Genomic DNA, 22837 nt, shown 5'->3' on the forward strand with positions numbered 1-22837 from the left:
CAATCCTTGCTCAAGGGGAACGCGTTATGAAAACTGAAAGCTACACCTCCCAACCAGAAGGGAAAATCCCGAACAGCCGGTTTCCGCTGCTGATCCACCGAGGCGCGATCCCCGGCGGCGGCGTTGACGCGGTCAAGGCGCGATTCCGCGAAAACGGGTGGGGCAATAACTGGCAATATCCCGGCATCTACGAATACGCGCATTTCCATTCGACATCACACGAATGTCTGGGCTGTGCCGCAGGCTGGATGGAATTCAACCTTTCAGTAGAGGGTTGGACAAAAGTGAGGATTGAGATCGGTGACGTCATTGTCATGCCAGCCGGTGTCAGTCACGAGATGATCGGCCATTCAGAGGATATCATGGTCTGCGGCGGCTACGCAGGGGGTCGGGACTGGGACAATATTCAGGAGGCTTTTCTGACACCGGAACTATACTATCAGGCCTGCAAACAGATCATGGCGCTTCCAATTCCGGACCGTGATCCGGTAACGGGCGACATTCTGCGTGAATGGCATGATGCGCCCTCCTCTGTGGACGGTGGCTGGAACGATTTCCGTGACGGGCTGGACGCCAGCAGCTGATCATCCGTTCGGCGAAGGCGGTTCTGCCACATACGCGAGTTAGTTGCTGACGTGCTAATGATTCAGATCCGCCTGAACCAAGCAAAGAGCCAAACAAGTCGTGCCTTTCGCTCCTCCAAATTGGATGAATTGTCATTATCTTGTTGGTATTTATGCGCAGAATATGTTTTCTGATGCCAGAAATTCATGCAGATGCGGGTAGTTATGGCGCTATACCCCATCAAAGTATTTGCCTGTGACGGTGACGGAAGGCGTTATTTGATTACAGGCGAAGCAGGCAGCTGCGTTGATCACCCAAAATCGCGCCAACAAGTCTGTCCATAGCCGCAAAAACCACTTCAACAGAGTATCCGGCAACAAAAGCCAGTGCCAACCGCTGGAGTGCTTCTAATCCACTTATCGTTCGTCGGGGCGAAGGAGTAATCCCACTGCAAGTCCTGCCAGCGCACCAAGCGTATCAAATAGTTCAGTATGTACCCGGGCTCAGGGACTGTGATTGCAATTCAACTGAGATTTGCCGCAGCATAAAGGCAATGGCCCCGAGCAATCCGTATATCGACGTTAAAATGAAATCATCCAGCAGGCGAAGTTGCAACAGCGCGTGCTGCACGCCGTATTTAAATTCATGTGCATCCAGCGTTTCCTGACTTTGCCGCCGCTCCGTGTACTCCGCTGCGTAAGTCGCGCCTTCTTCGTCTGACGGACACCATCCCGACCCTTCGGAGGCAGGACCACCATCCAATCCGGTTACCCATTCAGAAATAATTGTGTATTGTGCTCGCAATTCTGTCCGGAGCCGAGCTATTTTCAGCGCCAGCGCAACCCGTTCACGAGCGAGGTTTGAAATCTGCGAGCCAATGGCTTCGGCGCGATCATTGCGCTCTTCAAATTATGCCTTTTCGGCTGGATTTGAGACATCCGTCGAACCTGATTGTGACGACACGTTCAGCCCCTCCTCAAGAAACACCCACGTTTGCCAACCTCGCCCAGTCTGCCTTTTTTGCCGATCAGTGCCTGTTCAGTTTCAACGCAGCTCAATGAGGAATCGTGGAGGCAAATGACCCGATATTGCAGCCAGCTCACTGGCGACTTTTGCCGTCACCGTCGTAAATTCATTCCCAACTTCAACTCGTTTGGCAAAAAAACATAATTGCCGCTTTTGCGTGCACGTAGCACGCCACGAATGCGGATTCCGATCAAGGCGACGGAAACCTGTTCGGATTTTCCGCGTTTTGCAGCTCAGTGAGTTTTCACGGGCAGGCTCTTGGCACAGTGTGTCCGTCAGAAAAATGACCATTTTGCCAAGTGGGTTGTCTGGTACAAATCAACCAACGTGCGCGCCACACTCGCGCCAAGCCGGAGGGAAACCTTTTCAAACGCCGATCAAATGCTCAGAGCGAGCTGCCTCAATCGGCTCAAGAGAGAATGTGGTGTACGCCCCATTTCGAACACGGTCATTCGTACCTCGAGAAAACCGGATCACTCTGTGATGCAGACCCAAAGCATCCCCGATTTTAACATCAAGGCATTGAACGCTCTGCTCCTCGGAATCATTAAAATTGTTCGGACATAAGAAGGGAGCGCTAGTAATCTTTTTACCAGTTTTCAGTACCTCACAGTTTGCACGCGGCTCGAAACGAATAAGACCATTGCTTTTTTGAATTCCGAGTTGCTTGCGCTTGAATGCAGCGGCGGTTCGGGAGTGCGTCATGGTTTTTGTTCCTACGGTTTTTGGCTCCGGCCTTGCCGGTTATTCTTTTGTTACCCGTACGCGTGAAACCCAGCAGAGTCTTTTTGAACAAAACCCTCTCATTACACGGGAAACAACTCAGTTTTCCGAACGCATCAAGGACATTCAAACCTCTGATGAACTGATGGCTGACAGGACACTTCTCAAAGTGGCCTTGGGTGCATTTGGTCTTGACGATGACCTCAACAACCGCGCCTTCATCCAGAGGATTCTTGATTCTGACCTGGATGACTCGACTTCATTAGCCAATCGACTGGCTGACAAACGCTACTTCGCATTTGCAGAAGCTTTTAATTTCGCTGGCGAAGGTGGTGCGCGCCCACCCGCAGCAGCGACACCGGACGAACTGTCATCTAGACTGGCGGCGCTTGGATCAGCAGACGATCTTCTAGGGGATCCGTCTTTGCTCAGGGCATCTCTGGAAAAGTTTGGATTGGGTAATAACGTCTCCAACACATATTTTTTAAAGCAAGTATTGGAGTCCGATCTGTCTGATCCAAATTCGTTTGCTAACAGAATGCCGGATGAGCGTCTCGTTGATTTTGCGGAAACCTTCAATTTCTTCGAGAAAGCGCAAGACGCCAGCAAGCTCGATGGCATCATCGACAGTTTCTCCGGCGAACTTGACGAGATTTCGACCGCGGCCGAGCTTTTGGAGGCTCCAGAACTTTTGGATAAGGCAATGCAAGTCTTTGGTTTAGACAATGTCTATACCGACAGTTTTTTAACGGACGTCTTGGAGTCAGATTTAAATGATGAGGCATCTTTTGCGAACACACTCGACGATGAGAGGTTCGCTCTACTGGCCGGCGCTTTCAACCTTAACACACCCCAGTTGGATGGAAATCAAGACCCCATTACCGATGAAGACGGAAATATTGTGTACCAAACAGGTAAGCTGAATATTCTTGTTAATGCCGCGCAGGCAGTCGAAGGTCCGCTCGACACACCCGAAGATGTGATGGACGCCGATGACCTGCGGGATGCCACGTTAGACCTTTTTGGGTTCAGCCAGACATTAGCTTCTAAAGACCTGCTGGAGAGGGTCCTCAATTCAGATCCTGACAGTTCGACTTCTCTGGTACAATCTCTTTCGGATGATCGTTACCGAGATATTTTCAGTCTGTTCAGTTTTAAAACACCTGACGCCACAAGAACATATCCTCAAGAATTCGTTGATCAGGTCACTCAGAATTATCTGGACCGGCAATTCGAAATTGAAATTGGTGAACGCGATCCTGCCATGCGGATTGCCTTGTCCCTTGAGCGCGAATTGGATCAGGTAATCAATGCATCCAGCAGCAACGACGCAAACTGGTTTTCAATAATGGCTTCGCCACCTCTGCGCCAGGTCTTTGAAGGGGCACTCAGGCTTCCTGAAAGCTTCGGTAGCATTGACATAGATCAACAACTAAGTGTGTTTAAAGATCGGTCGGAAAGTTTTTTTGGCACAAGCGACGTCAAAGAGTTTTCAGACACAGATAAGCTTGATGAATTGAGGCAAAGCTATTTGATTGCCAGCAGCGCTCAATCTTCGTCTACCCAATCCAGTGCCAGCCTCGCTTCTATCATCCTTTCCAACTTCTAACATTTGCAACCAGATCATTGCCATTCCAGTTCCTTTGCAGAGGCCCGACCAATCAGAAACCTGTTCAGATCGTAGAGAACCTCCTGTATGTGCACGGCGCGTTTCACCTGGTGTCGTTCCTGGTCGTCTGGAACTTGGCAAGCGCAAACATAAGCGACGCACCAAGCGTTACCAGAAGCAGGTGCTCAATCATCACATTCATATTGATGTCAAGTTTTTGATGCTTTGAGCGAAACATGGTGAGAAGGCATGCCGATCCGGATACACGGGAAGGCGGTCCTTTTCGAATCAATGCTGGGCAGTGGCGTACTTGGCGGGGGATGTTGCATAGTTAGGAACCCTCAAGATCTAGGACCAACACGCTCAGGCAAACCCCTTGCGGGATATTGCCGCGCAAAACCCTGCCAGGGTATGGATAATGGCCATGCGTTCCATTTCAAGTGCCATTGGCACATTGTAGATCTCGCTGTCAGACAAGCCTAAATCAAACGTGGCAATCCTCATTTAAAAGCCAAAATCGCAAGGTCTCGCCGCTCCGATCTGCCGGAATTCCGCCAGCTTCCAAGCTTCAAAGGTGATGTCGATCTCGAAGGGAAGCTGGGCGATTGGGACAGGTTCAGCAACTTTGCTAGACCTCGCAGTGGGCATGCGCGACAGACCCCTACGCAGCTCTCAAAAAAGCGCCAACGTATTCCGAAAAATGTCTCGCCGTTCTGTTGGTTGAGCTTTCAATTATCGGCAATGCACAGCCCAAGGAACCGCTGACCATCTACAAAGGGGTCGGACACAAAGCCCACTGACCCACGCCGATTGGCCCATCCCACCACAAGAATGGGCCTATGCATGCTGACCTGCCCCCTGATGCTCCCTCATTCATAACGAGAGTCTGCAGGTCTGGTTTTCGTATTGGTCGTTGTCGGTTTGGGCAAGCGCGCCGGGCGCGGGGTCCTCAAATTGCTCAAGCGTCCGGCGCGCTTCTGCTGAGGTTTGGTTTCCGAGCGATGAGTGTGGCCTGACTTGGTTGTAGTCGTATCGCCAAAGCGCCAACTTCCTGCGGGCGTCGTCCAGGCTGTCGAACATCTCCTCATTCAAAAGCTCATCGCGCAAGCTACCGTTGAATGACTCTATGAAGGCATTTTGCTGCGGCTTCCCTGGGTCAATGTAATGCCAGTCCACGTCGTTGTCCTTGGCCCATTTTAGGATGGCCCGACTGGTGAACTCTGTCCCGTTATCACTGACAATGCTGGTCGGTTTAGCATAGATGCGCACCAGAGCATCCAGTTCGCGCGCCTGACACGCCGCGCATGCCGCAGGCGTTTCGCTGGCGCGGTCAGACGCTGGAACGGGTGCGCGCGATTGGCCCCGAACGCCTTGCCCCGGAGTGGTGGCTGGAGGATCCAAACTGGCGCAGCGGCACGCGCGATTACTGGGTGACGGATACCACGGACGGCCAGCGGCTCTGGCTGTTCTATGCGCATGGCGGGGGATGTCCTCGGGCTGGTTCTGTCAGGGGGCTTTCGCCTGAAGGTTAACGCCGCGCTTCCTGATGGGCACGAATCCTGGGTTAACGCCTGTGAAACAAGGGATTTCAGCGCGGCACAACCCGTACACAACCTGTACACAAGCTGTACACCGAGTGTACGCCGAAACCCGGATGAACAAGGCGCGCGGTAAGGAGTGTGACGCAGGGGTTAATGGCCGCTCAATGGACCAACCAAACGTTGAATACAACAGGGCGAATGTCAGTTTTAACACCCGCCCTTTATCAATCTTGCTTTTGTAAAACGCACTTCAAGTGGAACACAAAGACTACGAATTCCGCAGTGCGTGCGGATAGCTTCAGCCACCGGTAAGCCGGCGGCGCCCAATCATGCCCAAACCAGCGATCCCAGCCAAAAATAGTGGGAACGATGCGGGGAGCGGGACTTGCGAAACAACAACTCTAACATCGATCAGATTTGCGCTCTCAATATAGCTAAAAGGCTGATCTTCGTCCGCGAAATCATATGAGCCGGTTTCTCCGTTAAATCGGTAATAAATCTCGCCGCAACATCCACGTGTTCTGACATCTAACTTGCCCATCATCGTTTCAAAGTCGAAAACAAAAAGACCTTCTTCGTAAAAATTTGTCTGAGGGGTGAAAAAGCTAACCACACTTCCTTTTACATCAAGAAAATCTATATCATCGGAGCTGAATACAAAGCCGTTTTCAACGTAACTAAGTCTGTCGTAGTAGACATAGTAAGGTGGCTCGCCGTCATAATTCACGCCGTCCCACCAATACTCATACGCGTCGATGCTACTTTCGTTAACATCAAAAGATACCGTGATTTCAAAATCGGGCTTCAATGTTATCGCACTCGCGCTAGTCACCGTACTGAAAAATGTTAAACAGAAGAAAACAAAGCAAAGTCGCATTTTTTACCTCAGATATGATTTAACGGGTCAAAATTAACGTACTTGCTTAAAGTGCTAACGAAAACACACAGCAAAGATAGTAATATTTTTCAGCAATCGGCTTCTGAACATCACTTTGGTCAGCCATACGGCTTTTCAAAACCTCGTAGCTTGCCTTGAGTGCCCAAAACAATTGCTAAGAAAAGAAACCTTTCAAACCACATGAAAGTCAGAGCATTAAAATCAAACCCGACTTCAAAGAAACAAAACCATCACCCCTGCGCGCGACGATCCAGAATGCGGACTGCTTTGCCTTCAGAGCGTGGAACGGTGCCGGGATCGGAGACGGTGACGGCGACGCTGATGCCGATCACCTGTTTGATTTTACCCGCGAGGACCTTGCCCGGATCGGTGTCGGTCCCGCCCTCGGTGGTTTCACAATGGATGCGCATTTGATCCATCCGGTCAGGGCGTGTCAGTTCGATCTGGAAATGGGGCGCGAGGCCGGGGGTGGTCATCAGGACCTCCTCGATCTGGGTCGGGAACACGTTCACACCGCGCAGAATGATCATGTCATCAGAGCGCCCGGTGACCTTTTCCATCCGCCGCATGGTGCGCGCGGTGCCGGGCAACAGCCGCGTCAGATCGCGGGTGCGGTAGCGGATGATCGGGAAGGCCTCTTTGGTCAGTGAGGTGAAAACAAGCTCTCCCTGTTCCCCCTCTGCCACCAGCTCCCCAGTGTCCGGGTTGATGATTTCGGGGTAAAAGTGGTCCTCCCAGATGTGCAGCCCGTCTTTGCTTTCCACACATTCCATCGATACACCGGGACCCATCACCTCGGAAAGCCCATAAATATCAACCGCATGCATATCAAAGGCGTTTTCGATCTCTGTGCGCATGGCGTTGGTCCAGGGTTCGGCGCCAAAAATCCCCACATTGAGTGAGGAGGCGCGCGGATCGACCCCCTGCGCGGCATATTCATCCAATATGGACAGGGCATAGGAGGGCGTGACCGTGATGCCGTTGGGTTTGAAATCCTCGATCAGACGGACCTGACGGGGGGTCATACCGCCCGATATGGGCACCGTGGCAAGGCCCAGCGCATCCGCGCCAAGGTGAATGCCAAGGCCCCCGGTAAACAACCCATAGCCATAGGCGTTGTGCAACAGATCGCCCGGTTTGAGACCGGCCGCGCGCAGCGAGCGTGCCACCACCGTGCCCCAGTGTTGCAGATCCTGCGCGGTATATCCCACCACCGTCGGCTGCCCGGTGGTGCCGGAGGAGGCGTGGATGCGTGCCACCTGTTCGCGCGGTACGGCAAACATGCCAAAGGGGTATTGGCTGCGCAGATCGGTTTTCACCGTGAAGGGGAAGCGTGCCAGATCGCTGAGATCGTTGAGGTCATCAGGGTGGATGCCCGCCGCATCGAAACTGCGTTGGTAAAACGGCACATTGTCATAGGCATGGCGCAGGGACCATTTAAGACGCTGCGTCTGGAGCGCGGTAATTTCGTCCCGGCTGGCGATTTCGATGGGATCAAGCGTGGCGGGATCGGGAGTCAGATCTTTCATCCGGTGGGGGTTCCATCTTCTGAGAAATGCTGGCCTTTGACCGTGCGTGAAAGCCCGCGAAACAGAGCGATTATCGTGCCGTCGCCCGTGGTGACGGTAACGTCATAGGTGCCGGATCGTCCGGTGCGTGAGACCTCAATTGCCGTTGCTGTCAGCCGGTCGCCGAGATGGGCAGGCGCGACGTAAGTGATCTGGTTCTGCTGCGCGATGGTCAGCTGATTGTAGCTGTTGCAGGCAAAGGCAAAGGCAGAATCCGCAAGCGTGAAGGTGAACCCGCCGTGACAGATGCCGTGCCCGTTAAGCATGTTTTGATCTACCTTCATCGTCATAACCGCATGGCCCGGCGCAATTTCTTCAAGTGCCATGGCCAGACCTCGGCTTGCGTGGTCCTGAGCCATCATAAGGGTTGCGGATTTTTCGGCACGAGCCTGGGGGGTCATTTCGTTTCCAAATTACACTGCGACGGCATTTTTCGTAACATGAACCGCATTGGCGGCATATTGCAAGCAGGGGGGCTTGATTTGGAACGCGAAGAGCGCAAGTCTGGGGCATGAATTATCAGGTGCCTCCGCCCCACAATCTGCACCAGCTCCCGCCAGAGCAGATTGCCTTTCACCGCACGGAACTCTCGGTGATCCTGTCCATATACGGTCGTTTCGTCGCCGCCGGAGAATGGCGCGACTACGGCATTTCATGTTTACGCGAGGTGGCGATCTTTTCGGTGTTTCGACGGACGGCCGAAAACCCGATGTATCGTATCGAAAAGCGGCCCAAGATGCGCGACAAACAGGGCATGTATTCGGTTGTGGGCATGGATGGCCAGATTCTGCGCCGAGGCCATGATCTGAAAACCGTGCTGCGCGTGCTGGAACGCAAGCTGATCCGCGCCGTCGACTAGGCGCTGGGCAGGCGTTTATGCGCCGTGACCGCGCCGTCGCCCTGTTCCAGAATGCGGGCAATGGCGTCATTGATGCCTTCCTCCGCAACGGCCATGTGACCCGCGTTTGCGTGGATGATTGTTTGCGGATCCATCACAAGCGCGACGTGGCCTTTCCAGAACAACAGATCACCACGTTCATAGGGTGTGTCCTGGGGCAGGCTGTCCCCAAGTGTGGCCTCTTGCAGGTCACTGTCCCCGGGGCATGGGATGGCGCAGGCGAGGCAGGCAAATTGCACCAGAGCCGAGCAATCCAGGCCCCAGGCAGAGTTGCCGCCCCAAAGATACGGCGTTCCAAGGAACAGCGAGGCAATGGCAACGGGATCGGTTGCAGTGTCCGAGACACGGTGCAGATGCTGGCGCGGAATGTGGCCCAGTTCGGTCTCAACGAAGGTCGCGGTTTCCGATGAGGCCACCAACTTGCTGCCAAAGCTGAGGTTCACGCGGTCGGGCGATTTGAAATGCGGTTCACTGTAGGCTTGGGTCGACCGCGCGGTCACAACGTGGGTCGGTGTGCAGCGTGGCCCCAAAGCATCCGATTGAACATACCCGCAATAGCCGTCCTTTTCAGCGCGGGCCAGAAGCCATGAACCGTCGTGATTAAGCACCGTAACCGGGTCACCGTAGATCAATTGACGGTCACGCGGGCCATCCGGCGAGCGGCGCAATTCCGCGATAGGCTGCGTGACCTGCATGAGTTCGGAAACTCTCACAAGATCGGGGTCGGGTGTCATACGCGGGTCCCTCATTCTTGCGTCATGTCGTTTATTGTTTTCAACAGCGCGCGCGTGGCCTGTCCAACGCCGCCTTTCGGGCGGGCCGGAGCATCGCTTGGCTGCCAGCCATAGATGTCAAAATGCGCATAAGGAGAGCTGTCAACAAAGCGGCGCAGGAACAAGGCGGCGGTGATGGAGCCGGCGAATCCCCCCTTGGGTGCGTTGTCGAGGTCGGCGATACCCGGTTCGATCATGGCCTCATAGGGTGTGTGAAAGGGCATGCGCCAAACCGGGTCTGCCTGCGTCTGTCCGGCCTCTTCCAGCGCGGCGCAAAATGCGGCGTCGTCGCAATAATAGGGTGCCAAATCCGGTCCCACCGCAACCCGCGCGGCCCCGGTGAGTGTGGCCATGGAGACGATCAGATCGGGGTCGGTTTCCTGTGCATAGGCAAGTGCGTCGGCTAATACGAGGCGCCCTTCGGCGTCAGTATTGTTAATCTCGACGCTCAGACCCTTGCGGGACATCAGAATGTCGCCGGGGCGAAATGCATTGCCCGCAACAGAATTTTCCACCGCAGGGATCAAAACCCGTAAGCGGATGTTCACTCCGGTGGCCATGATCATATGCGCAAGCCCCAGGACCGCTGCAGACCCGCCCATATCCTTTTTCATCAACCCCATGGAAGCCCCGGGTTTGAGGTTCAGACCGCCTGTGTCAAAGCAAACCCCTTTGCCGACAAGAGTGATCTGAGGACCACTGTCGCCCCAGGTCATGTCGATCAGGCGCGGCGCCCGATTGGCGGCGCGTCCGACGGTATGGATCATCGGGAAGTTCTGCGCCAGCAAATCATCCCCGCTGATCACCTTGATCTCTGCGCCATGGGTTGCAGCAAGGTCGCGCGCGGCCTGCTCAAGATCATCCGGCCCCATGTCTGAGGCGGGCGTATTGATCAGATCGCGGGTCAGCGCTTCACCGCTTGCGATGGCGAAAACGGCATGCGCATCGACGCGGGATGGCGCGACCAGACTGGCCGCCATCGCGGTCTGCGTGCGGTAGCGGTCAAAGCGATACCCTGCGAGCAACCACCCCAGAGCTTCGACGTCATGCGCATCTTCGCTCAGATCAGAGGCAATGTCATATGCACCTGTGGGGAGTTTCGCGGCCGCCGCCGCCAGATGAAACCGTCCGCGCGCCCGGGTCTCGGTTGTGCCGAACCCTGCAAGCGCCATGGCAGGCACCCCTTGCGTCCCCGGCACCACAAGAGCCTGGCCCAGAGCCCCGGTAAATCCCAGTGCTGTTACCCAATCACAAATGTAATCTGGCTGTTTTGACAGCCAGTCCTTCAGATCGGATTGCGCGATGACATGCAGCGGGAGCGCGATGTCCGAGGGTTCGGCAAAGGGGGGTAGTGACATGCAACGGGGCCTTCCACGCGAATTTGACCCAGATTAGACTGTCACGCCTGCTGCGCAAGGGATCAGATTGTAATGTCCTGTAAATCCCAGATCGCGGTCAGGGATTGCTCGCCAATGCGAATGAGCCGCGCCAGTGTTGCGGCGATTGCGGGATCGTCCTCGCTGTCAATGGCGGAGATGACATTTCCGGCCACACGCGCCAGCACATGCATGCCGATCTGATCCGCGATCGCGATCAAGGACCGCGCACATTTGCGCAATTCGGCCATCTTGGACGCGGTATAGAGGCGGTTGCAATGCGACAGCCGCAGCGCAAGTTCCTCCATCGCACGGCATACGACATCCTCGGCACCGGTTTCGCCAAGCTCCACGTAAAGTGCAGCAAGTCGATCCTGATCCACATGTATAGTTTCTTTCAGCCTGATCTTCAGGAACTGATCCATTTCACTCACCCTTTATGCCCCCACGGCACGCGATAGATATGGCTGTCAAATCTATCCAAAGTGTTTATACGGACCGTTGATTTCCGTCGAATTCGATGCGAATGCAGTATAGTTGCACGCCACTGCAACCACGAACGGGACAGTTTATGGATCACGCAAAGCCGCTTCCGGGCTATCTGGTACAGCGCTATCATGGCTGGAAAGCCACCGGGTATGCAGACAACAAAGCCTGGTATCGCCGCCTTGCCAGTGATGGCCAGCACCCGCGCGCCATGGTGATTTCCTGTTGTGACAGCCGCGTGCATGTCACCTCGATTTTCGGAGCGGATCAGGGCGAATTTTTCATTCACCGCAACATCGCCAATCTGGTGCCGCCCTATCAGCCGGACGGGGACCATCACGGGACCTCCGCGGCCGTGGAATATGCGGTCAACATGTTGCATGTCGCGCATCTGATTGTGCTAGGGCATTCCAGTTGTGGTGGCATCAAGGGTTGCATCGACATGTGTCAGGGCCAGGCGCCTGAACTGGAAGACCCGCATAGTTTCGTGGGCCGCTGGATGGATATTCTGCGCCCCAAATACGCGCTGGTCGCGGCAGAAAACGATGCGGTTGTTCAGGCGCAACAGCTTGAAAAACATGCGGTCCTGACCAGTCTGGACAACCTCATGACCTTTCCGTTCATCCAGTCGCGCGTGCAGGAGGGGTTGTTGACCCTGCATGGACTCTGGACGGACATCGGCGAGGGCGGGCTTGAGTATTTCAACAAAGACACGCAGCGGTTTCAGCCAGTTTGACCTTGCACAAATGAACAGACGTTTTTATGCGGTTTGCCAAGCTTTTGGGAGCGTCTCATGGAACAGATATTAACACTGGCAGGCAACAACCTGATCTCTCCGATCATCCTGTCCTTTGCGCTGGGCGTCGCGGCCTCGCTCGCGCGCTCTGATCTGAGCGTTCCTGAAGCGGCGGCCAAAGCGCTGTCGATCTATCTGCTCTTTGCCATCGGGTTCAAGGGCGGCGTCAGCGTGTCCTCTCATGGTATTGACGCCAAACTGGGTCTGACGCTTCTGGCCGGGATCATATTATCCGCCGCGCTGCCGCTGATTGCCTTTGCCCTGTTGCAGGTGATGACCAAACTGTCGCGTCTGGATGCGGCGGCCGTTGCGGCGCATTATGGGTCGATTTCAATCGTGACCTTCGTGGCCGCGACCTCTGTTCTGGAAAGCAGCGGCATTTCTTCGGAGGGCTATATGGTTGCCGTGGCTGCGGCGATGGAAGCGCCCGCGATTCTCTCCGCGCTGTGGTTGATTTCGCGCGGCGGTGACAGCCGTCGTATGGACGGTGATCTCATGCGTGAGATCCTGCTGAACGGGTCCATCGTTTTACTGGTGGGGTCGTTTTTCATCGGTTGGGCCACGGGCGAAGACGGCCTGGCAGAAATCTCAAGCTTCATCGTGGCGCCTTTCAAAGGTGTGCTCTGCCTGTTCCTGTTGGACATGGGGCTGGTGGCGGGGCGTGGATTGCGCGGCGGGAGCGGTGTGTTGCGCCCCGGCGTTCTGGCCTTTGGCATCCTGATGCCCGTGATCGGAAGCTTCTGCGGCCTTGGGGCAGGGTTGCTCCTGGGTCTCTCCACCGGGGGCGTCGCTTTGATGATGGTGCTCTCGGCCTCCGCCTCTTATATCGCCGTGCCTGCGGCCATGCGCGTGGCTCTGCCCGAAGCCAACCCCTCGATTTACCTCACACTGTCACTTGGTGTGACATTCCCCTTCAACCTGACGCTCGGCATCCCGTTATATGTCGCGTTGGCCACAGCCCTGACAGGAGCCTGACACCATGGAAACACATCAAGCCAAAAGGGTCGAAATCACCATTGAGGCGATCATGCAGTCGCGTCTGACCGAGGCTCTTCTCAAAGCTGGCGTGACCGGATTCACCGTGCTGCCGGTTCTGGGCGGATCGGGCCGCTCCGGGGATTGGGTGCGCGCCGGCGAAATCGGGCGCGCCAGTGGTATGGTGCAGATGATTTGCATCATCCGATCTGAAAAACTGGATGATCTTCTGGATGCCGCTTTCAGTGTCGTGGACCGTCATATCGGCGTCGTGAGCATCGTTGACTGCGAAGTCCTGCGCGCCGAGAGATTTTAACACTTTCTAAACCATAATTCGGGAAACCTCGGCCTTATGAACAGCCGTACCGTAACGATTGAATTGCCTGCCGATCTGGTGTTGGCCGTACATGATCTGGCAACAGAGCGTGAAGGCACCGTCGGCAAGATCGTGGAAGATCTTCTTGTGGCGCATCTTGCTACGCAAAAAGGCGTCAAAAAGAAGGCGCAAACCGCGGATGAACGGCTGGTTTTCGCCCTGCAGAAACTGTTGTTTCGGGATATGGCGGAGGCCGAAGGGTGGCATGATCTGGATGTGCGCCTGCGCCGTCACGGGTATTTCCTGAAAATCGCCTGGGGCGGCTTGTCTCTGCATACGGAAACCAGCGGGCAATGGCTGTGCAACGCGTCGGATCTGGGTTTTTCCTATGTGACCTTCCTGCGCCGTTTCGGCCCCGGTAAGCCAAAAAACCCCAGCGAAATCTGAACCGGGCGTCATTGGCGCCAACAGTCAGAAGCGCGATAGGTCTGGACCAGAAGGCTCTGTATTTGATCAAGAAACTGCGCCTTTCTCAGGCGCAGCTGCATAGGTTTCAATAGCGCGCGAAGACGTCAGGCTTGGGCGTGCGGGGCACGACGTGCTTTGCGACGCAGGAACGCCATTGCGCCCAGACCACCAAGCAAAAGCGGTAAACCTGCGGGCAGCGGCACGGGGGCCACATCCACGATCAGAGCGTCGAGAAAAAACCTTTCGTTCCCTCCGTCCACACCGCCGGGCGCGACGTCATCCCCGTGGAACAGACTGAAGCCGAATTGAGCGTCAGTAGAGAGAAATCCAACGAACACCGGATCCGTATTTTCGACGCTATTAACGTTTTGACCATCTGATGAATTCGTCAGGCCTAGAATATCGCTGAGCAAAAAGCTCTCTGTGCCAAAGCTGATGCCAATCTCTTCGAGATCGAGCCCGGCAGGGTCAGTTAGGTTGTCGTTTTGCAGCCCCACCAACCCAAAGCCAAAAATGGGGCCTGTGTTGAAAACATAGGATTCCCCGTCGCCGCTGCCCACCAGGCTTGAATCCACTTCGCCGTTGAAAAATCCGTTTCCGTCGATCCCATTGAAGCTGTCGTCATCAAAGCCGCCAATCACGTCCACAGTTGTTTGTAATCCAACAGGATTGCGCTTGCTGTTGTCGGCGAATTCGACCCGATCTCCATTGAAGTCTTCGGTCACGGGTGTGGCAATGGCGGCCTCAAACAGCGCCTGATCGGTAAAGACGGTCACAAGGCTGGCCGCGTGCGCAGAGAGGGCCGCAATGGAAAGCATCCCGGCTAGCCCTATTGCGCGGGATTTCGTCACCAATTTAATCGTTAACAAAGACATGATACATTTCCTGTTCGTAAAAGTTTTCGCAAATGCGGATTCACAATCGACCCCGAAGAAGTCATTCAACACGGGTCAAGAGTGCTACGTCTCAGGTGCAGCATCTATTCGGATAAATTTGAGGTAAGTTTTAAAGGATACTGCAAACGCTCTTGCGCGATTGCGGTGATCTATGTCGATGCAACACCTCGCCGGGTTGCAGGCGAGACATCGTATGTCTTCCTTGATGGAATGGCGGATCAATCCGACTTGCGCCGGATCGACCCTTGAAATCACGTCACCCCTTTTTGAGCACCCGGTTGCCCAGCAGTTCCGCGATCTGAACCGCGTTCAACGCGGCACCTTTGCGCAGGTTGTCGGACACGCACCACAGGTTCAGGCCGTTGTCGATCGTGCTGTCCTGACGGATGCGGCTGATGAAAGTGGCGAAATCGCCAACGCATTCAACCGGAGTCACGTAGCCGCCGTCCTCGCGTTTGTCGATCACCATGACGCCCGGCGCTTCACGCAGAATCTCGCGCGCCTCGTCTTCGTCCAGGTGGTCTTCGAACTCAATGTTCACGGCTTCGGAATGCCCTACGAACACAGGCACGCGCACACAGGTTGCGGTGACCTTGATCTTTGGATCGACGATCTTTTTCGTTTCCGCGACCATCTTCCACTCTTCCTTGGTCTCACCGGAATCCATGAAGACATCGATATGCGGGATCACGTTGAACGCAATCTGCTTGGTGAACTTGCGCGCAGGCTTGTCATCCACCGGATTGTAGATGGATTTCGTCTGGTCCCAGAGCTCATCAATGCCGTCTTTGCCCGCACCGGAGACCGATTGATAGGTCGAGACCACAACGCGCTTGATCGTGGCGCGATCATGCAGGGGCTTGAGAGCCACAACCATCTGCGCTGTGGAACAGTTCGGATTGGCGATGATGTTTTTCTTGGCATAACCTGTGATCGCATCCGCATTCACCTCGGGCACAATCAGCGGTACATCAGGATCATAGCGGTAGAGCGACGAGTTATCGATCACAACGCAGCCGGCTTTGGCCGCCACAGGCGCATACTTCTTGGTCGCCTCAGAGCCCACCGCAAACAGCGCCATGTCCCAGCCCGTGAAGTCAAACGTGTCCAGGTCCTTCGTCTTCAGCGTCTTTTCCCCAAAGCTCACTTCCGTTCCCAGAGATTTCCGGCTGGCCAGCACGGCGATCTCGTCCACGGGGAAGTGTCGCTCAGAAAGAATGTTCAGCATTTCGCGGCCCACATTGCCTGTGGCGCCCGCAATAACGACGCGGTAACCCATCTGTTTTACTCCAATACGAAAGGGATGGTGCGCGCGTCTTATACCCGATGCGGGTTAAGGGAAAGACCCGTTACGATTTCGTGTCCTGCCATTTTGCGGCCACGGATTTCGCGGAGTTGAGCAACAACGCAATGTCCATCGCCACCGCAACAAACCGTGCGCCCGCCTCAAGCGAGGCCTTAATCATTGCATCATCCGGGGTCAGGATGCCCGCCGCCTTGCCGCTGGCGTCGATTTTGCGCAGCGCGGCCATAATCGTGGCCTGCATGTCCGGGTGCATGGACTGACCCAGATAGCCGAGGCTGGCGGAAAGATCGGCGGGGCCGATGAATACGCCATCGATGCCGTCCACAGCCAGAATTTCGTCAAGGTTATCCAGCCCGGTTTTATTTTCCACCTGCACCAGCAGGCAGATTTGTTCATTGGCGGTGGGGCCGTAGTTTTCCATCTGGCCAAAATTTGACACACGCCCCACAGCATAACCAACGCCTCGCGTGCCATTTGGCGGATAATGACAGGCGCGCACCAGCTCGCGGGCCTGATCGGCGGTTTCCACCATGGGCACCAGGACGGTTTGCAAGCCCACGTCCAGCACCTGTTTGATGATCCACGTCTCCCCCACGGGGACGCGCACGACCGGGTGGCTGTTTGAGCCTTTGAGCGCGACGACCTGATCGCGGATCGAGCGGATGTCATTGGGTGAATGTTCCCCGTCAATCAGCAACCAGTCAAAGCCCGCGCCGGAAAGGATTTCGGCGGTATAGCTTTCCGCCATGCTCATCCAGCAACCAAAGAGAGTCTCGCCCCCGAGGAGGGCTTTTTTGAAGGTATTGAGAGGCGCGGGCATGGTGTGTTCCTTTTTTGAGGTCTTAGCGGGTTTGCCAGGGGAGGGCGGTGTTTTCCTGCCATCCCGTGCGATGCAACAGGGGGGTGTCGGAGGTGGTTTCGGGGTGGCCAAGACACAGATATCCGGTCAGCGACCAATCAGATGGGGTATCCAGAATGCGCGCCACGACCACAGGATCAAGGATGGACACCCATCCCAGCCCGATGTTTTCCGCGCGGGCGGCAAGCCACAGCGTGTGAATCGCCATCACTGTGGAATAGCTGAGCATTTCGGGCATGGTCTGGCGCCCAAGGCCTTTGCCCTCGGCCACCGCCAGATCCGTGAACACGGCCAGATGCACCGGCGCCTCGCGCAATCCCGCAAGTTTGAGGGCGAGGTAGTCGCGCCGGGCATCATCGGCGTAATTTTCGGCGGCCTGCTTGTTACAGGTCTCGAAATTGTCGGTGATAGCCGCGCGACAAGGCGCGCTGGTTACATGGATCACGCGCCAGGGCCGGGCGTTGCCCACCGACGGCGACATGTCCATCCGGGCGCGCAGCCGGTCCAGCACAGCGGCGTCAATGGGATCGGTGCGGAAATGGCGGATGTCGCGCCGCCATGTCAGCAGATCGTCCAAAGCCTCGCGATGCGCGCGGGTCAGTTCCATCAGGGGCGCTTCCTTATGTGTCGCCCAGCCGCTTAAAGCACCTTGATCACGTCTTTATCAATGGCGAGCATATAGCCGCGCCGCGCGATGTTCTTCACCAGCAACTCCGCCACGATCTGATTGCCCAGCGTATCGCGCAAGCGTTTGATGCGCGTGGCACCCGCCGCCTCGTCACACTCAGCCGAGGCGCGCCCGGAAATCACGCCTTCGATTTCAGAGCCAGAAAGCACGTCATCATCCATGCGCGCCTCGGCCAGCACGGACATGGTTTCCATGGCCGCATCGGTCAGTTTGAAACCAAGGTTGTTGAGGTAAACGGTGTTTTCCTCGCGGCTGATCAGCAGGGAATTGACCTGAATGCCAGCGCGCTCGATCTGCGCCATGCGGCGGTTGAACCCAACCAGAAACACCAGAAAGACCAGTGCCGCGATCAGCATCGCCGTGGCAAACACCAGCAGCACGAAGATCACCAGACGATAGCTCATCAAGGTATCGGAAAAGGCGGTGCCCGATTGGGCAAGTATTTCCAGAAGTTTGATTTCGGCCTGCGCGGTGAGGTCATTGTTTTCCACAAAAAGCTGTTCCACGCGCGCGTTGAACGCATTGGCGTCGGGCAGAGCCCAGAACAACAGGGCGGCGGCCAGCACCAGAATGCCGACAATGGCCGCGATCCCAAAGGTCACGATCCGCCCACCCGAGCGGCGCATGTCAGAAGCGGAGGTAGTTTTGTCCTGCACTTTGCCTCCTTTCTGCCAGCCCGCTTTCATCAAAGACGGAAAGGATGTTCAGCAAGGTCCAGCCCTCTGCTGCCAAGCGGGCGGCAAGCTCATCGCGCGCCGCACCCGCCGAACATTGGGAAACCTGCGCCACGCCGTAATGCAGACGCAGGGGATTGTCTTGTTTGGCCTTGTAATCAGCATAACATCCGGCGGCATGGCCGGGCGTGGCAAGGGCAAGGGCGGCCACAAGGCTAAAGATCAAAGTGATATGTTTCATGGCCGCAACCTGCGCGCGCCGCCGTCGATATTCAATAACAAAGCGGGATTTGCACCCGTGTTATCCGATAACATCGCGACGATATTGCCTGTCCGAGGGCAGTGCACCCAGATTGTTTGAGACAGACCCGACACACTGCCGGGCAACATAAAAACACTTTGGAAGGACCCGCCCATGCACCGCAAATTCATCGCCACAATCGTCGCTGCCGCCCTCGCCGTCACCACGATCGGCAACGCCCCGGCGCGGGCAAACGACAATGTGCTGGGGGCCTTGGCGGCGATCGCCGGGATCGCCATCGTGGGTAAAGTCATCCATGATCACAACAAGCGCAAAGACCAACGCAATACGGTCACGCGTCAGACCTACAACCCCCCGGTTCAGAGCTACAACAATCAGGTTTACAATCTCAAACCGCGTCCGCTTCCCAAACGCGCCAATCGCAAGCTGTTGCCGGGCAATTGTTTGCGCAGTGCTGACACGCGGCAGGGGCGGGTGCGGTATTTCGGACAGCGCTGCCTGCAGCAAAGCTACAAATTCGCGAACCGTTTGCCGCAAAACTGCAAGGTGCGGGTGCGCGGTCAGGGGCGCGGATATGAGGCGCGATGCTTGCGTCAGAACGGATACCAATTGGCGCGTCGCTAAGAACGTGCCGATGCAAAGCCGGTGGGGTCTCCCCTTTGTCGGCTTTGACCCTGCAAGGTTGCGTTCGGGCGCGACCTTGCATTTTAACAAGTAACGCGCCCCCTTCCCGGGGGCGTTTTTTGTCTGGCGTTAGGGTCTTGCGCTTTCGCGGCGTTCGTTGGATCACACTTGGATGAAACCAGATTTTGAAATGGAACAAGCGGCGATGGCCAAGGGCCTGTTGCGCGTGGCCGGCGTGGATGAGGTCGGACGCGGCCCATTGGCCGGGCCCGTGACGGCGGCGGCCGTTGTTCTGGATCCCGCGCGCATTCCTGAGGGTTTGAACGATTCAAAACAGCTCTCGATCAAAAAGCGGATATATTTGGCTGAACTGCTGGAAGACTGCGCGGAGGTTTCCGTAGCCCATGCCAGCGTGGAAGAAATCGAACAACACAACATCCTGCGCGCCAGCCACATCGCGATGCGCCGCGCGCTGGCCGGATTGGCGCACCCGCCGGATCACGTGCTGATCGATGGGTCGATGATCCCGCATGGTTTAAATATCTCTGCGCAGCCGGTGGTCAAAGGGGACACCCGATGTTTGTCGATTTCTGCGGCGTCAATTGTCGCCAAAATCTGCCGTGACAAGCTGATGGTGGATTTGGCGCAACAGCATCCGGGCTATGGCTGGGAGACAAACATGGGATATGGATCAAAAAGTCACATGTCTGCGCTGCAAAATCTTGGGCCAACCCCACACCATAGACGTACGTTCAAACCCGTACACAATATGTTGTATCAAGATAAAAACATAAAGTATTGATTCAAAAAAGAAATTGACCGCGAATCAGGTTTGACTCATGCTGAGCTCAACCAACGAGTGCATAAGCACCGGGACAGAGGCAGACATGATGACCAAAACCAAAGGCGCAACCGCGCTTCCTTTAAACACGATTCTGAACGGCGATTGCATCGAAATGATGAACAGTCTGCCGGAGGCGTCGATTGATCTGATCTTTGCAGATCCGCCCTATAATCTGCAGCTCAAAGGGGATTTGCATCGCCCGGACAACAGCCGCGTGGACGCGGTTGATGATGAGTGGGACCAGTTTTCCAGCTTTAAAGCCTATGATGAATTTACGCGGGCCTGGCTCAAGGCAGCGCGGCGTTTGCTGAAACCTAACGGCGCAATTTGGGTCATCGGCAGCTATCACAATATCTTCCGGGTCGGCGCGGCGCTTCAGGATCAAGGATATTGGATCCTGAACGACGTGGTTTGGCGCAAGTCCAACCCGATGCCGAATTTCCGGGGCAAGCGTTTCACCAACGCCCATGAAACGATGATCTGGGCAGGTCGGGACGAGGCCAGCAAATACACGTTCAACTATGAGGCGTTGAAAGCGCTGAACGAAGGTATTCAAATGCGTTCTGATTGGGTGCTGCCTATCTGCACCGGGCATGAGCGTTTGAAAGACGACAAGGGTGAAAAGGCGCATCCGACGCAAAAACCTGAAAGTCTGTTGCACCGCGTTCTGGTGGGATCGACCAATCCGGGTGACGTCATTCTGGATCCGTTTTTTGGTACCGGGACAACGGGTGCTGTGGCCAAGATGCTGGGCCGGGATTTCATCGGGATTGAGCGCGAGGCGGCCTACCGCAAGGTGGCCGAGAAGCGGATCGCCAATACGCGCAAGTTTGACCGCGAAGCGCTGCAAGTGTCGACGTCCAAACGCGCTGAGCCGCGCGTTCCTTTTGGTCAACTGGTGGAGCGCGGGATGTTGCGCCCGGGTGAGGAATTGTATTCCCCGCGGGGCCAGATCGCCAAGGTTCGCGCGGATGGCACATTGATCGGCAGCGATGTCAAAGGGTCCATCCATCAGGTCGGTGCCCATCTGGAGGGCGCGCCAAGTTGCAATGGCTGGACCTATTGGACCTTTAAGCGCGACGGCAACAAAGTTCCCATTGATGTCCTGCGCCAGCAGATCCGATCAGAAATGACCAGTTGATCCACTTTTAATTCGAACACCGCCGGTGCCTGCGGCCCCTTAAAGAGGCTGCCTGAGAAGGCACTCAACTGACCCCGCCCTTCGTGGCGGGGTTTTTTTTCTTGACGATTGAGATACTACCTACTACTTGGTAGGTATGGATACGAAAACATCTCTTCTTGATGCCGCTGAAAAGCTTGCCCGCAGACGGGGCTTTGATGCCTTCAGCTATGCGGATTTGGCGCAGGCCGTCGGGATTCGCAAGGCCAGTATCCACCACCACTTTCCAACCAAGGCCGATCTGGCCCTGTCGATGGTGACGCGATACCGCGAGGGTTTTGTCGCCGAATTATCCAAGATTTCAACCCAGCATAAAACAGCCGGGGCCCAATTGGGCGCATATCTGGCGCTATACAAGTCGGCAATGGACGGGGGGGAACAGGTGTGCCTGTGCATCTCGTTCAGCGTCAGTCACAACAGTTTCGATGCGCAGGTGTTGCGTCAGGTGAACCGGTTTCATGCAGAAAGCCTCGCGTGGCTGGAATTTGTCTTTGAAAAAGCCGCATTGGATCAGACGGTTGCGAATGTGCGCGATCCAGCGGAGGAGGCGCAGGCCTGCCTTGCCCTGGCGGAAGGTGCGCAGCTGATCGCGCGGGCGAGTGGTGAGATGTCGGACTTCGACCAAGCGGTAAAACTAATGGCCGCCCGTATCCTCTAAAAATTTTGACCTATCAACCAACCAACTAGTAGGAAGAATATAAGGTGTTCAAAGATAAATCAGTGATCGTGACCGGCGGTGCATCCGGTATCGGGCTCGAAGTTGCCTCGCGCTTTGCAAAAGCAGGTGCCAATGTTGTCATCAACGGACGCGATCCCGCGAAACTGGAAGCTGCTGCGCAGAGCATCGGTGCCACAGCCGTCGCGGGGGATATCGGCGATATCCGCACGGCGCAGCGCATCGTGACTGCGGCCGAAAAAGCGTATGGCGGTGTTGACATCTTGATCAACAACGCCGGTATTTTCAGCCCCAAACCCTTTCTGGAGCAAACCGAAGCGGAATATGATGCTTTTGTGGACACGATCCTCAAAGGCAAGTTCTTCATGGCGCAGGCGGCTGCCAAATCCATGATCGCACGCGGCGGCGGTGCCATTGTGCAAACCGGATCCATGTGGGCGCTGCAAGCGATCGGGGCGACGCCATCGGCTGCTTATTCTGCGGCCAATGCTGGTGTCCATCAGATGGTGCGCAACTTGGCGCTGGAACTCGCGAGCCACAAAATCCGGATCAATGCGGTGGCACCGGCCGTAGTGGAAACACCTGTTTACAATACGTTTTTATCTGAGGAAGAAGTGGCAACGACCCTGCCCACGTTCAATGCGTTTCACCCTTTGGGGCGTAATGGTCAACCAAGCGATATTGCCGAAGCGATTCTGTTTCTGGCCTCTGAAAACGCAGGCTGGATCACGGGCACGGTCTTGCCTGTGGATGGCGGCGTGATGGCGGGCCGTAATTGAGCAAAGGTAAGAGCCTGTGCTTTGTTACAGGC

At 55.8% G+C, this 22837-nt stretch carries 27 protein-coding genes and 2 pseudogenes; 14 read left to right on the forward strand and 15 right to left on the reverse strand.

Annotated features, from left to right (window positions below; all coding sequences use genetic code 11):
- Positions 1-26 precede the first annotated feature (26 nt).
- A complete protein-coding gene (locus R8G34_14015; GenBank protein MDW3223980.1) occupies positions 27-584 on the forward strand; it encodes a hypothetical protein in 558 nt (185 codons plus the stop codon).
- A 466-nt stretch (positions 585-1050) separates the two neighbouring features.
- Here R8G34_14015 and R8G34_14020 read toward each other — a convergent pair whose 3' ends face one another.
- A complete protein-coding gene (locus tag R8G34_14020; GenBank protein ID MDW3223981.1) occupies positions 1051-1368 on the reverse strand; it encodes a hypothetical protein in 318 nt (105 codons plus the stop codon).
- 588 nt (positions 1369-1956) lie between these two features.
- On the reverse strand, positions 1957-2295 hold the full coding sequence (locus tag R8G34_14025) for a hypothetical protein (protein MDW3223982.1): 339 nt from the start codon (positions 2293-2295) through the stop codon (positions 1957-1959).
- Here R8G34_14025 and R8G34_14030 point away from each other — a divergent pair.
- A complete protein-coding gene (locus R8G34_14030) occupies positions 2294-3922 on the forward strand; it encodes a DUF1217 domain-containing protein (protein ID MDW3223983.1) in 1629 nt (542 codons plus the stop codon). The genes R8G34_14025 and R8G34_14030 overlap by 2 nt on opposite strands.
- 414 nt (positions 3923-4336) lie before the next feature.
- Positions 4337-4558, forward strand: a pseudogene (locus R8G34_14035) (IS481 family transposase).
- 237 nt (positions 4559-4795) lie between these two features.
- On the opposite strand, the pseudogene R8G34_14040 reads toward R8G34_14035, so the two are convergent.
- Positions 4796-5212: pseudogene (locus tag R8G34_14040) on the reverse strand (integrase core domain-containing protein).
- A gap of 14 nt (positions 5213-5226) precedes the next feature.
- Between R8G34_14040 and R8G34_14045 the strand changes: the two are divergent.
- Positions 5227-5454, forward strand: coding sequence for a hypothetical protein (locus R8G34_14045; GenBank protein ID MDW3223984.1), 228 nt, complete (start codon positions 5227-5229; stop codon positions 5452-5454).
- A gap of 307 nt (positions 5455-5761) precedes the next feature.
- On the opposite strand, the gene R8G34_14050 is transcribed toward R8G34_14045, so the two are convergent.
- The 3 genes from R8G34_14050 to paaI form a co-directional block, all read right to left on the reverse strand.
- Positions 5762-6271, reverse strand: coding sequence for a VPLPA-CTERM sorting domain-containing protein (locus tag R8G34_14050; GenBank protein ID MDW3223985.1), 510 nt, complete (start codon positions 6269-6271; stop codon positions 5762-5764).
- A 320-nt stretch (positions 6272-6591) separates the two neighbouring features.
- Positions 6592-7890 carry a phenylacetate--CoA ligase PaaK gene (gene paaK, locus R8G34_14055; protein MDW3223986.1) on the reverse strand — a complete coding sequence of 433 codons (1299 nt, stop codon included), beginning with the start codon at positions 7888-7890 and terminating at the stop codon, positions 6592-6594.
- Positions 7887-8330 carry a hydroxyphenylacetyl-CoA thioesterase PaaI gene (gene paaI / locus R8G34_14060; protein ID MDW3223987.1) on the reverse strand — a complete coding sequence of 148 codons (444 nt, stop codon included), beginning with the start codon at positions 8328-8330 and terminating at the stop codon, positions 7887-7889. The genes paaK and paaI overlap by 4 nt, the downstream gene beginning before the upstream one ends.
- A gap of 110 nt (positions 8331-8440) precedes the next feature.
- Between paaI and R8G34_14065 the strand changes: the two genes are divergently transcribed.
- The gene (locus R8G34_14065; protein MDW3223988.1) at positions 8441-8788 is read left to right on the forward strand and encodes a DUF2794 domain-containing protein; all 348 of its coding nucleotides are present in this window, start codon (positions 8441-8443) and stop codon (positions 8786-8788) included.
- Here the strand turns inward: R8G34_14065 and R8G34_14070 are convergent.
- From R8G34_14070 to R8G34_14080, 3 genes are all read right to left on the reverse strand, one after another.
- The gene (locus R8G34_14070; GenBank protein ID MDW3223989.1) at positions 8785-9561 is read right to left on the reverse strand and encodes an NlpC/P60 family protein; all 777 of its coding nucleotides are present in this window, start codon (positions 9559-9561) and stop codon (positions 8785-8787) included. The two genes, R8G34_14065 and R8G34_14070, sit on opposite strands and share 4 nt — an antisense overlap.
- Positions 9562-9572: 11 nt before the next feature.
- Positions 9573-10958: a leucyl aminopeptidase family protein gene (locus R8G34_14075; protein MDW3223990.1), complete on the reverse strand. Its 1386-nt coding sequence runs from the start codon at positions 10956-10958 to the stop codon at positions 9573-9575.
- A 62-nt stretch (positions 10959-11020) separates the two neighbouring features.
- Positions 11021-11401 carry a hypothetical protein gene (locus R8G34_14080; GenBank protein ID MDW3223991.1) on the reverse strand — a complete coding sequence of 127 codons (381 nt, stop codon included), beginning with the start codon at positions 11399-11401 and terminating at the stop codon, positions 11021-11023.
- 146 nt (positions 11402-11547) lie between these two features.
- On the opposite strand from R8G34_14080, the gene R8G34_14085 reads away from it, so the two are divergent.
- The 4 genes from R8G34_14085 to R8G34_14100 are packed head-to-tail and all read left to right on the forward strand — an operon-like array spanning position 11548 to position 13996.
- Positions 11548-12198, forward strand: coding sequence for a carbonic anhydrase (locus R8G34_14085; protein ID MDW3223992.1), 651 nt, complete (start codon positions 11548-11550; stop codon positions 12196-12198).
- Positions 12199-12255: 57 nt separating this feature from the next.
- Positions 12256-13233 carry a sodium-dependent bicarbonate transport family permease gene (locus tag R8G34_14090; GenBank protein ID MDW3223993.1) on the forward strand — a complete coding sequence of 326 codons (978 nt, stop codon included), beginning with the start codon at positions 12256-12258 and terminating at the stop codon, positions 13231-13233.
- A 4-nt stretch (positions 13234-13237) separates the two neighbouring features.
- On the forward strand, positions 13238-13549 hold the full coding sequence (locus R8G34_14095; GenBank protein ID MDW3223994.1) for a transcriptional regulator: 312 nt from the start codon (positions 13238-13240) through the stop codon (positions 13547-13549).
- A 36-nt stretch (positions 13550-13585) separates the two neighbouring features.
- On the forward strand, positions 13586-13996 hold the full coding sequence (locus R8G34_14100) for a hypothetical protein (GenBank protein ID MDW3223995.1): 411 nt from the start codon (positions 13586-13588) through the stop codon (positions 13994-13996).
- Between the two features lie 125 nt (positions 13997-14121).
- Here the strand turns inward: R8G34_14100 and R8G34_14105 are convergent, their stop codons facing one another.
- The 6 genes from R8G34_14105 to R8G34_14130 form a co-directional block, all read right to left on the reverse strand.
- Positions 14122-14892, reverse strand: coding sequence for a VPLPA-CTERM sorting domain-containing protein (locus R8G34_14105; protein MDW3223996.1), 771 nt, complete (start codon positions 14890-14892; stop codon positions 14122-14124).
- 277 nt (positions 14893-15169) lie between these two features.
- Positions 15170-16192: an aspartate-semialdehyde dehydrogenase gene (locus R8G34_14110; GenBank protein ID MDW3223997.1), complete on the reverse strand. Its 1023-nt coding sequence runs from the start codon at positions 16190-16192 to the stop codon at positions 15170-15172.
- A 70-nt stretch (positions 16193-16262) separates the two neighbouring features.
- A complete protein-coding gene (locus R8G34_14115) occupies positions 16263-17039 on the reverse strand; it encodes an HpcH/HpaI aldolase/citrate lyase family protein (protein MDW3223998.1) in 777 nt (258 codons plus the stop codon).
- A 22-nt stretch (positions 17040-17061) separates the two neighbouring features.
- Entirely contained in the window at positions 17062-17685 is a 624-nt protein-coding gene (gene bluB / locus R8G34_14120) for a 5,6-dimethylbenzimidazole synthase (protein MDW3223999.1), read from the reverse strand.
- Between the two features lie 32 nt (positions 17686-17717).
- The gene (locus R8G34_14125; protein ID MDW3224000.1) at positions 17718-18392 is read right to left on the reverse strand and encodes a hypothetical protein; all 675 of its coding nucleotides are present in this window, start codon (positions 18390-18392) and stop codon (positions 17718-17720) included.
- Between the two features lies 1 nt (position 18393).
- Positions 18394-18681 (reverse strand): hypothetical protein, encoded by a 288-nt coding sequence (locus tag R8G34_14130; GenBank protein ID MDW3224001.1) that lies wholly within the window; start codon positions 18679-18681, stop codon positions 18394-18396.
- Positions 18682-18855: 174 nt separating this feature from the next.
- Here R8G34_14130 and R8G34_14135 point away from each other — a divergent pair, with 174 nt between their 5' ends.
- From R8G34_14135 to R8G34_14155, 5 genes are all read left to right on the forward strand, one after another.
- On the forward strand, positions 18856-19326 hold the full coding sequence (locus R8G34_14135; protein MDW3224002.1) for a hypothetical protein: 471 nt from the start codon (positions 18856-18858) through the stop codon (positions 19324-19326).
- 172 nt (positions 19327-19498) lie between these two features.
- Positions 19499-20128: a ribonuclease HII gene (locus R8G34_14140; protein ID MDW3224003.1), complete on the forward strand. Its 630-nt coding sequence runs from the start codon at positions 19499-19501 to the stop codon at positions 20126-20128.
- Positions 20129-20213: 85 nt separating this feature from the next.
- Complete coding sequence (locus tag R8G34_14145) at positions 20214-21311, forward strand: site-specific DNA-methyltransferase (GenBank protein MDW3224004.1); 1098 nt, start codon at positions 20214-20216, stop codon at positions 21309-21311.
- A gap of 136 nt (positions 21312-21447) precedes the next feature.
- Positions 21448-22008 (forward strand): TetR/AcrR family transcriptional regulator, encoded by a 561-nt coding sequence (locus R8G34_14150; GenBank protein MDW3224005.1) that lies wholly within the window; start codon positions 21448-21450, stop codon positions 22006-22008.
- Between the two features lie 44 nt (positions 22009-22052).
- A complete protein-coding gene (locus R8G34_14155) occupies positions 22053-22805 on the forward strand; it encodes a glucose 1-dehydrogenase (protein ID MDW3224006.1) in 753 nt (250 codons plus the stop codon).
- Positions 22806-22837 lie beyond the last annotated feature (32 nt).

Source organism: Paracoccaceae bacterium, assembly GCA_033344815.1.
Taxonomy (GTDB): domain Bacteria; phylum Pseudomonadota; class Alphaproteobacteria; order Rhodobacterales; family Rhodobacteraceae; genus Roseobacter.

Excerpts from the sequence above, each read along its gene's own strand:
- R8G34_14015 (MDW3223980.1), top strand. The coding sequence starts at position 27 with ATGAAAACTGAAAGCTACACCTCCCAACCAGAAGGGAAAATCCCGAAC.
- R8G34_14030 (MDW3223983.1), top strand. The coding sequence starts at position 2,294 with ATGGTTTTTGTTCCTACGGTTTTTGGCTCCGGCCTTGCCGGTTATTCT.
- R8G34_14025 (MDW3223982.1), bottom strand. The coding sequence starts at position 2,295 with ATGACGCACTCCCGAACCGCCGCTGCATTCAAGCGCAAGCAACTCGGA.
- R8G34_14045 (MDW3223984.1), top strand. The coding sequence starts at position 5,227 with ATGCCGCAGGCGTTTCGCTGGCGCGGTCAGACGCTGGAACGGGTGCGC.
- paaK (MDW3223986.1), bottom strand. The coding sequence starts at position 7,890 with ATGAAAGATCTGACTCCCGATCCCGCCACGCTTGATCCCATCGAAATC.
- paaI (MDW3223987.1), bottom strand. The coding sequence starts at position 8,330 with ATGACCCCCCAGGCTCGTGCCGAAAAATCCGCAACCCTTATGATGGCT.
- R8G34_14065 (MDW3223988.1), top strand. The coding sequence starts at position 8,441 with ATGAATTATCAGGTGCCTCCGCCCCACAATCTGCACCAGCTCCCGCCA.
- R8G34_14070 (MDW3223989.1), bottom strand. The coding sequence starts at position 9,561 with ATGACACCCGACCCCGATCTTGTGAGAGTTTCCGAACTCATGCAGGTC.
- R8G34_14075 (MDW3223990.1), bottom strand. The coding sequence starts at position 10,958 with ATGTCACTACCCCCCTTTGCCGAACCCTCGGACATCGCGCTCCCGCTG.
- R8G34_14080 (MDW3223991.1), bottom strand. The coding sequence starts at position 11,401 with ATGGATCAGTTCCTGAAGATCAGGCTGAAAGAAACTATACATGTGGAT.
- R8G34_14085 (MDW3223992.1), top strand. The coding sequence starts at position 11,548 with ATGGATCACGCAAAGCCGCTTCCGGGCTATCTGGTACAGCGCTATCAT.
- R8G34_14090 (MDW3223993.1), top strand. The coding sequence starts at position 12,256 with ATGGAACAGATATTAACACTGGCAGGCAACAACCTGATCTCTCCGATC.
- R8G34_14095 (MDW3223994.1), top strand. The coding sequence starts at position 13,238 with ATGGAAACACATCAAGCCAAAAGGGTCGAAATCACCATTGAGGCGATC.
- R8G34_14100 (MDW3223995.1), top strand. The coding sequence starts at position 13,586 with ATGAACAGCCGTACCGTAACGATTGAATTGCCTGCCGATCTGGTGTTG.
- R8G34_14105 (MDW3223996.1), bottom strand. The coding sequence starts at position 14,892 with ATGTCTTTGTTAACGATTAAATTGGTGACGAAATCCCGCGCAATAGGG.
- R8G34_14110 (MDW3223997.1), bottom strand. The coding sequence starts at position 16,192 with ATGGGTTACCGCGTCGTTATTGCGGGCGCCACAGGCAATGTGGGCCGC.
- R8G34_14115 (MDW3223998.1), bottom strand. The coding sequence starts at position 17,039 with ATGCCCGCGCCTCTCAATACCTTCAAAAAAGCCCTCCTCGGGGGCGAG.
- bluB (MDW3223999.1), bottom strand. The coding sequence starts at position 17,685 with ATGGAACTGACCCGCGCGCATCGCGAGGCTTTGGACGATCTGCTGACA.
- R8G34_14125 (MDW3224000.1), bottom strand. The coding sequence starts at position 18,392 with ATGCGCCGCTCGGGTGGGCGGATCGTGACCTTTGGGATCGCGGCCATT.
- R8G34_14130 (MDW3224001.1), bottom strand. The coding sequence starts at position 18,681 with ATGAAACATATCACTTTGATCTTTAGCCTTGTGGCCGCCCTTGCCCTT.
- R8G34_14135 (MDW3224002.1), top strand. The coding sequence starts at position 18,856 with ATGCACCGCAAATTCATCGCCACAATCGTCGCTGCCGCCCTCGCCGTC.
- R8G34_14140 (MDW3224003.1), top strand. The coding sequence starts at position 19,499 with ATGAAACCAGATTTTGAAATGGAACAAGCGGCGATGGCCAAGGGCCTG.
- R8G34_14145 (MDW3224004.1), top strand. The coding sequence starts at position 20,214 with ATGATGACCAAAACCAAAGGCGCAACCGCGCTTCCTTTAAACACGATT.
- R8G34_14150 (MDW3224005.1), top strand. The coding sequence starts at position 21,448 with ATGGATACGAAAACATCTCTTCTTGATGCCGCTGAAAAGCTTGCCCGC.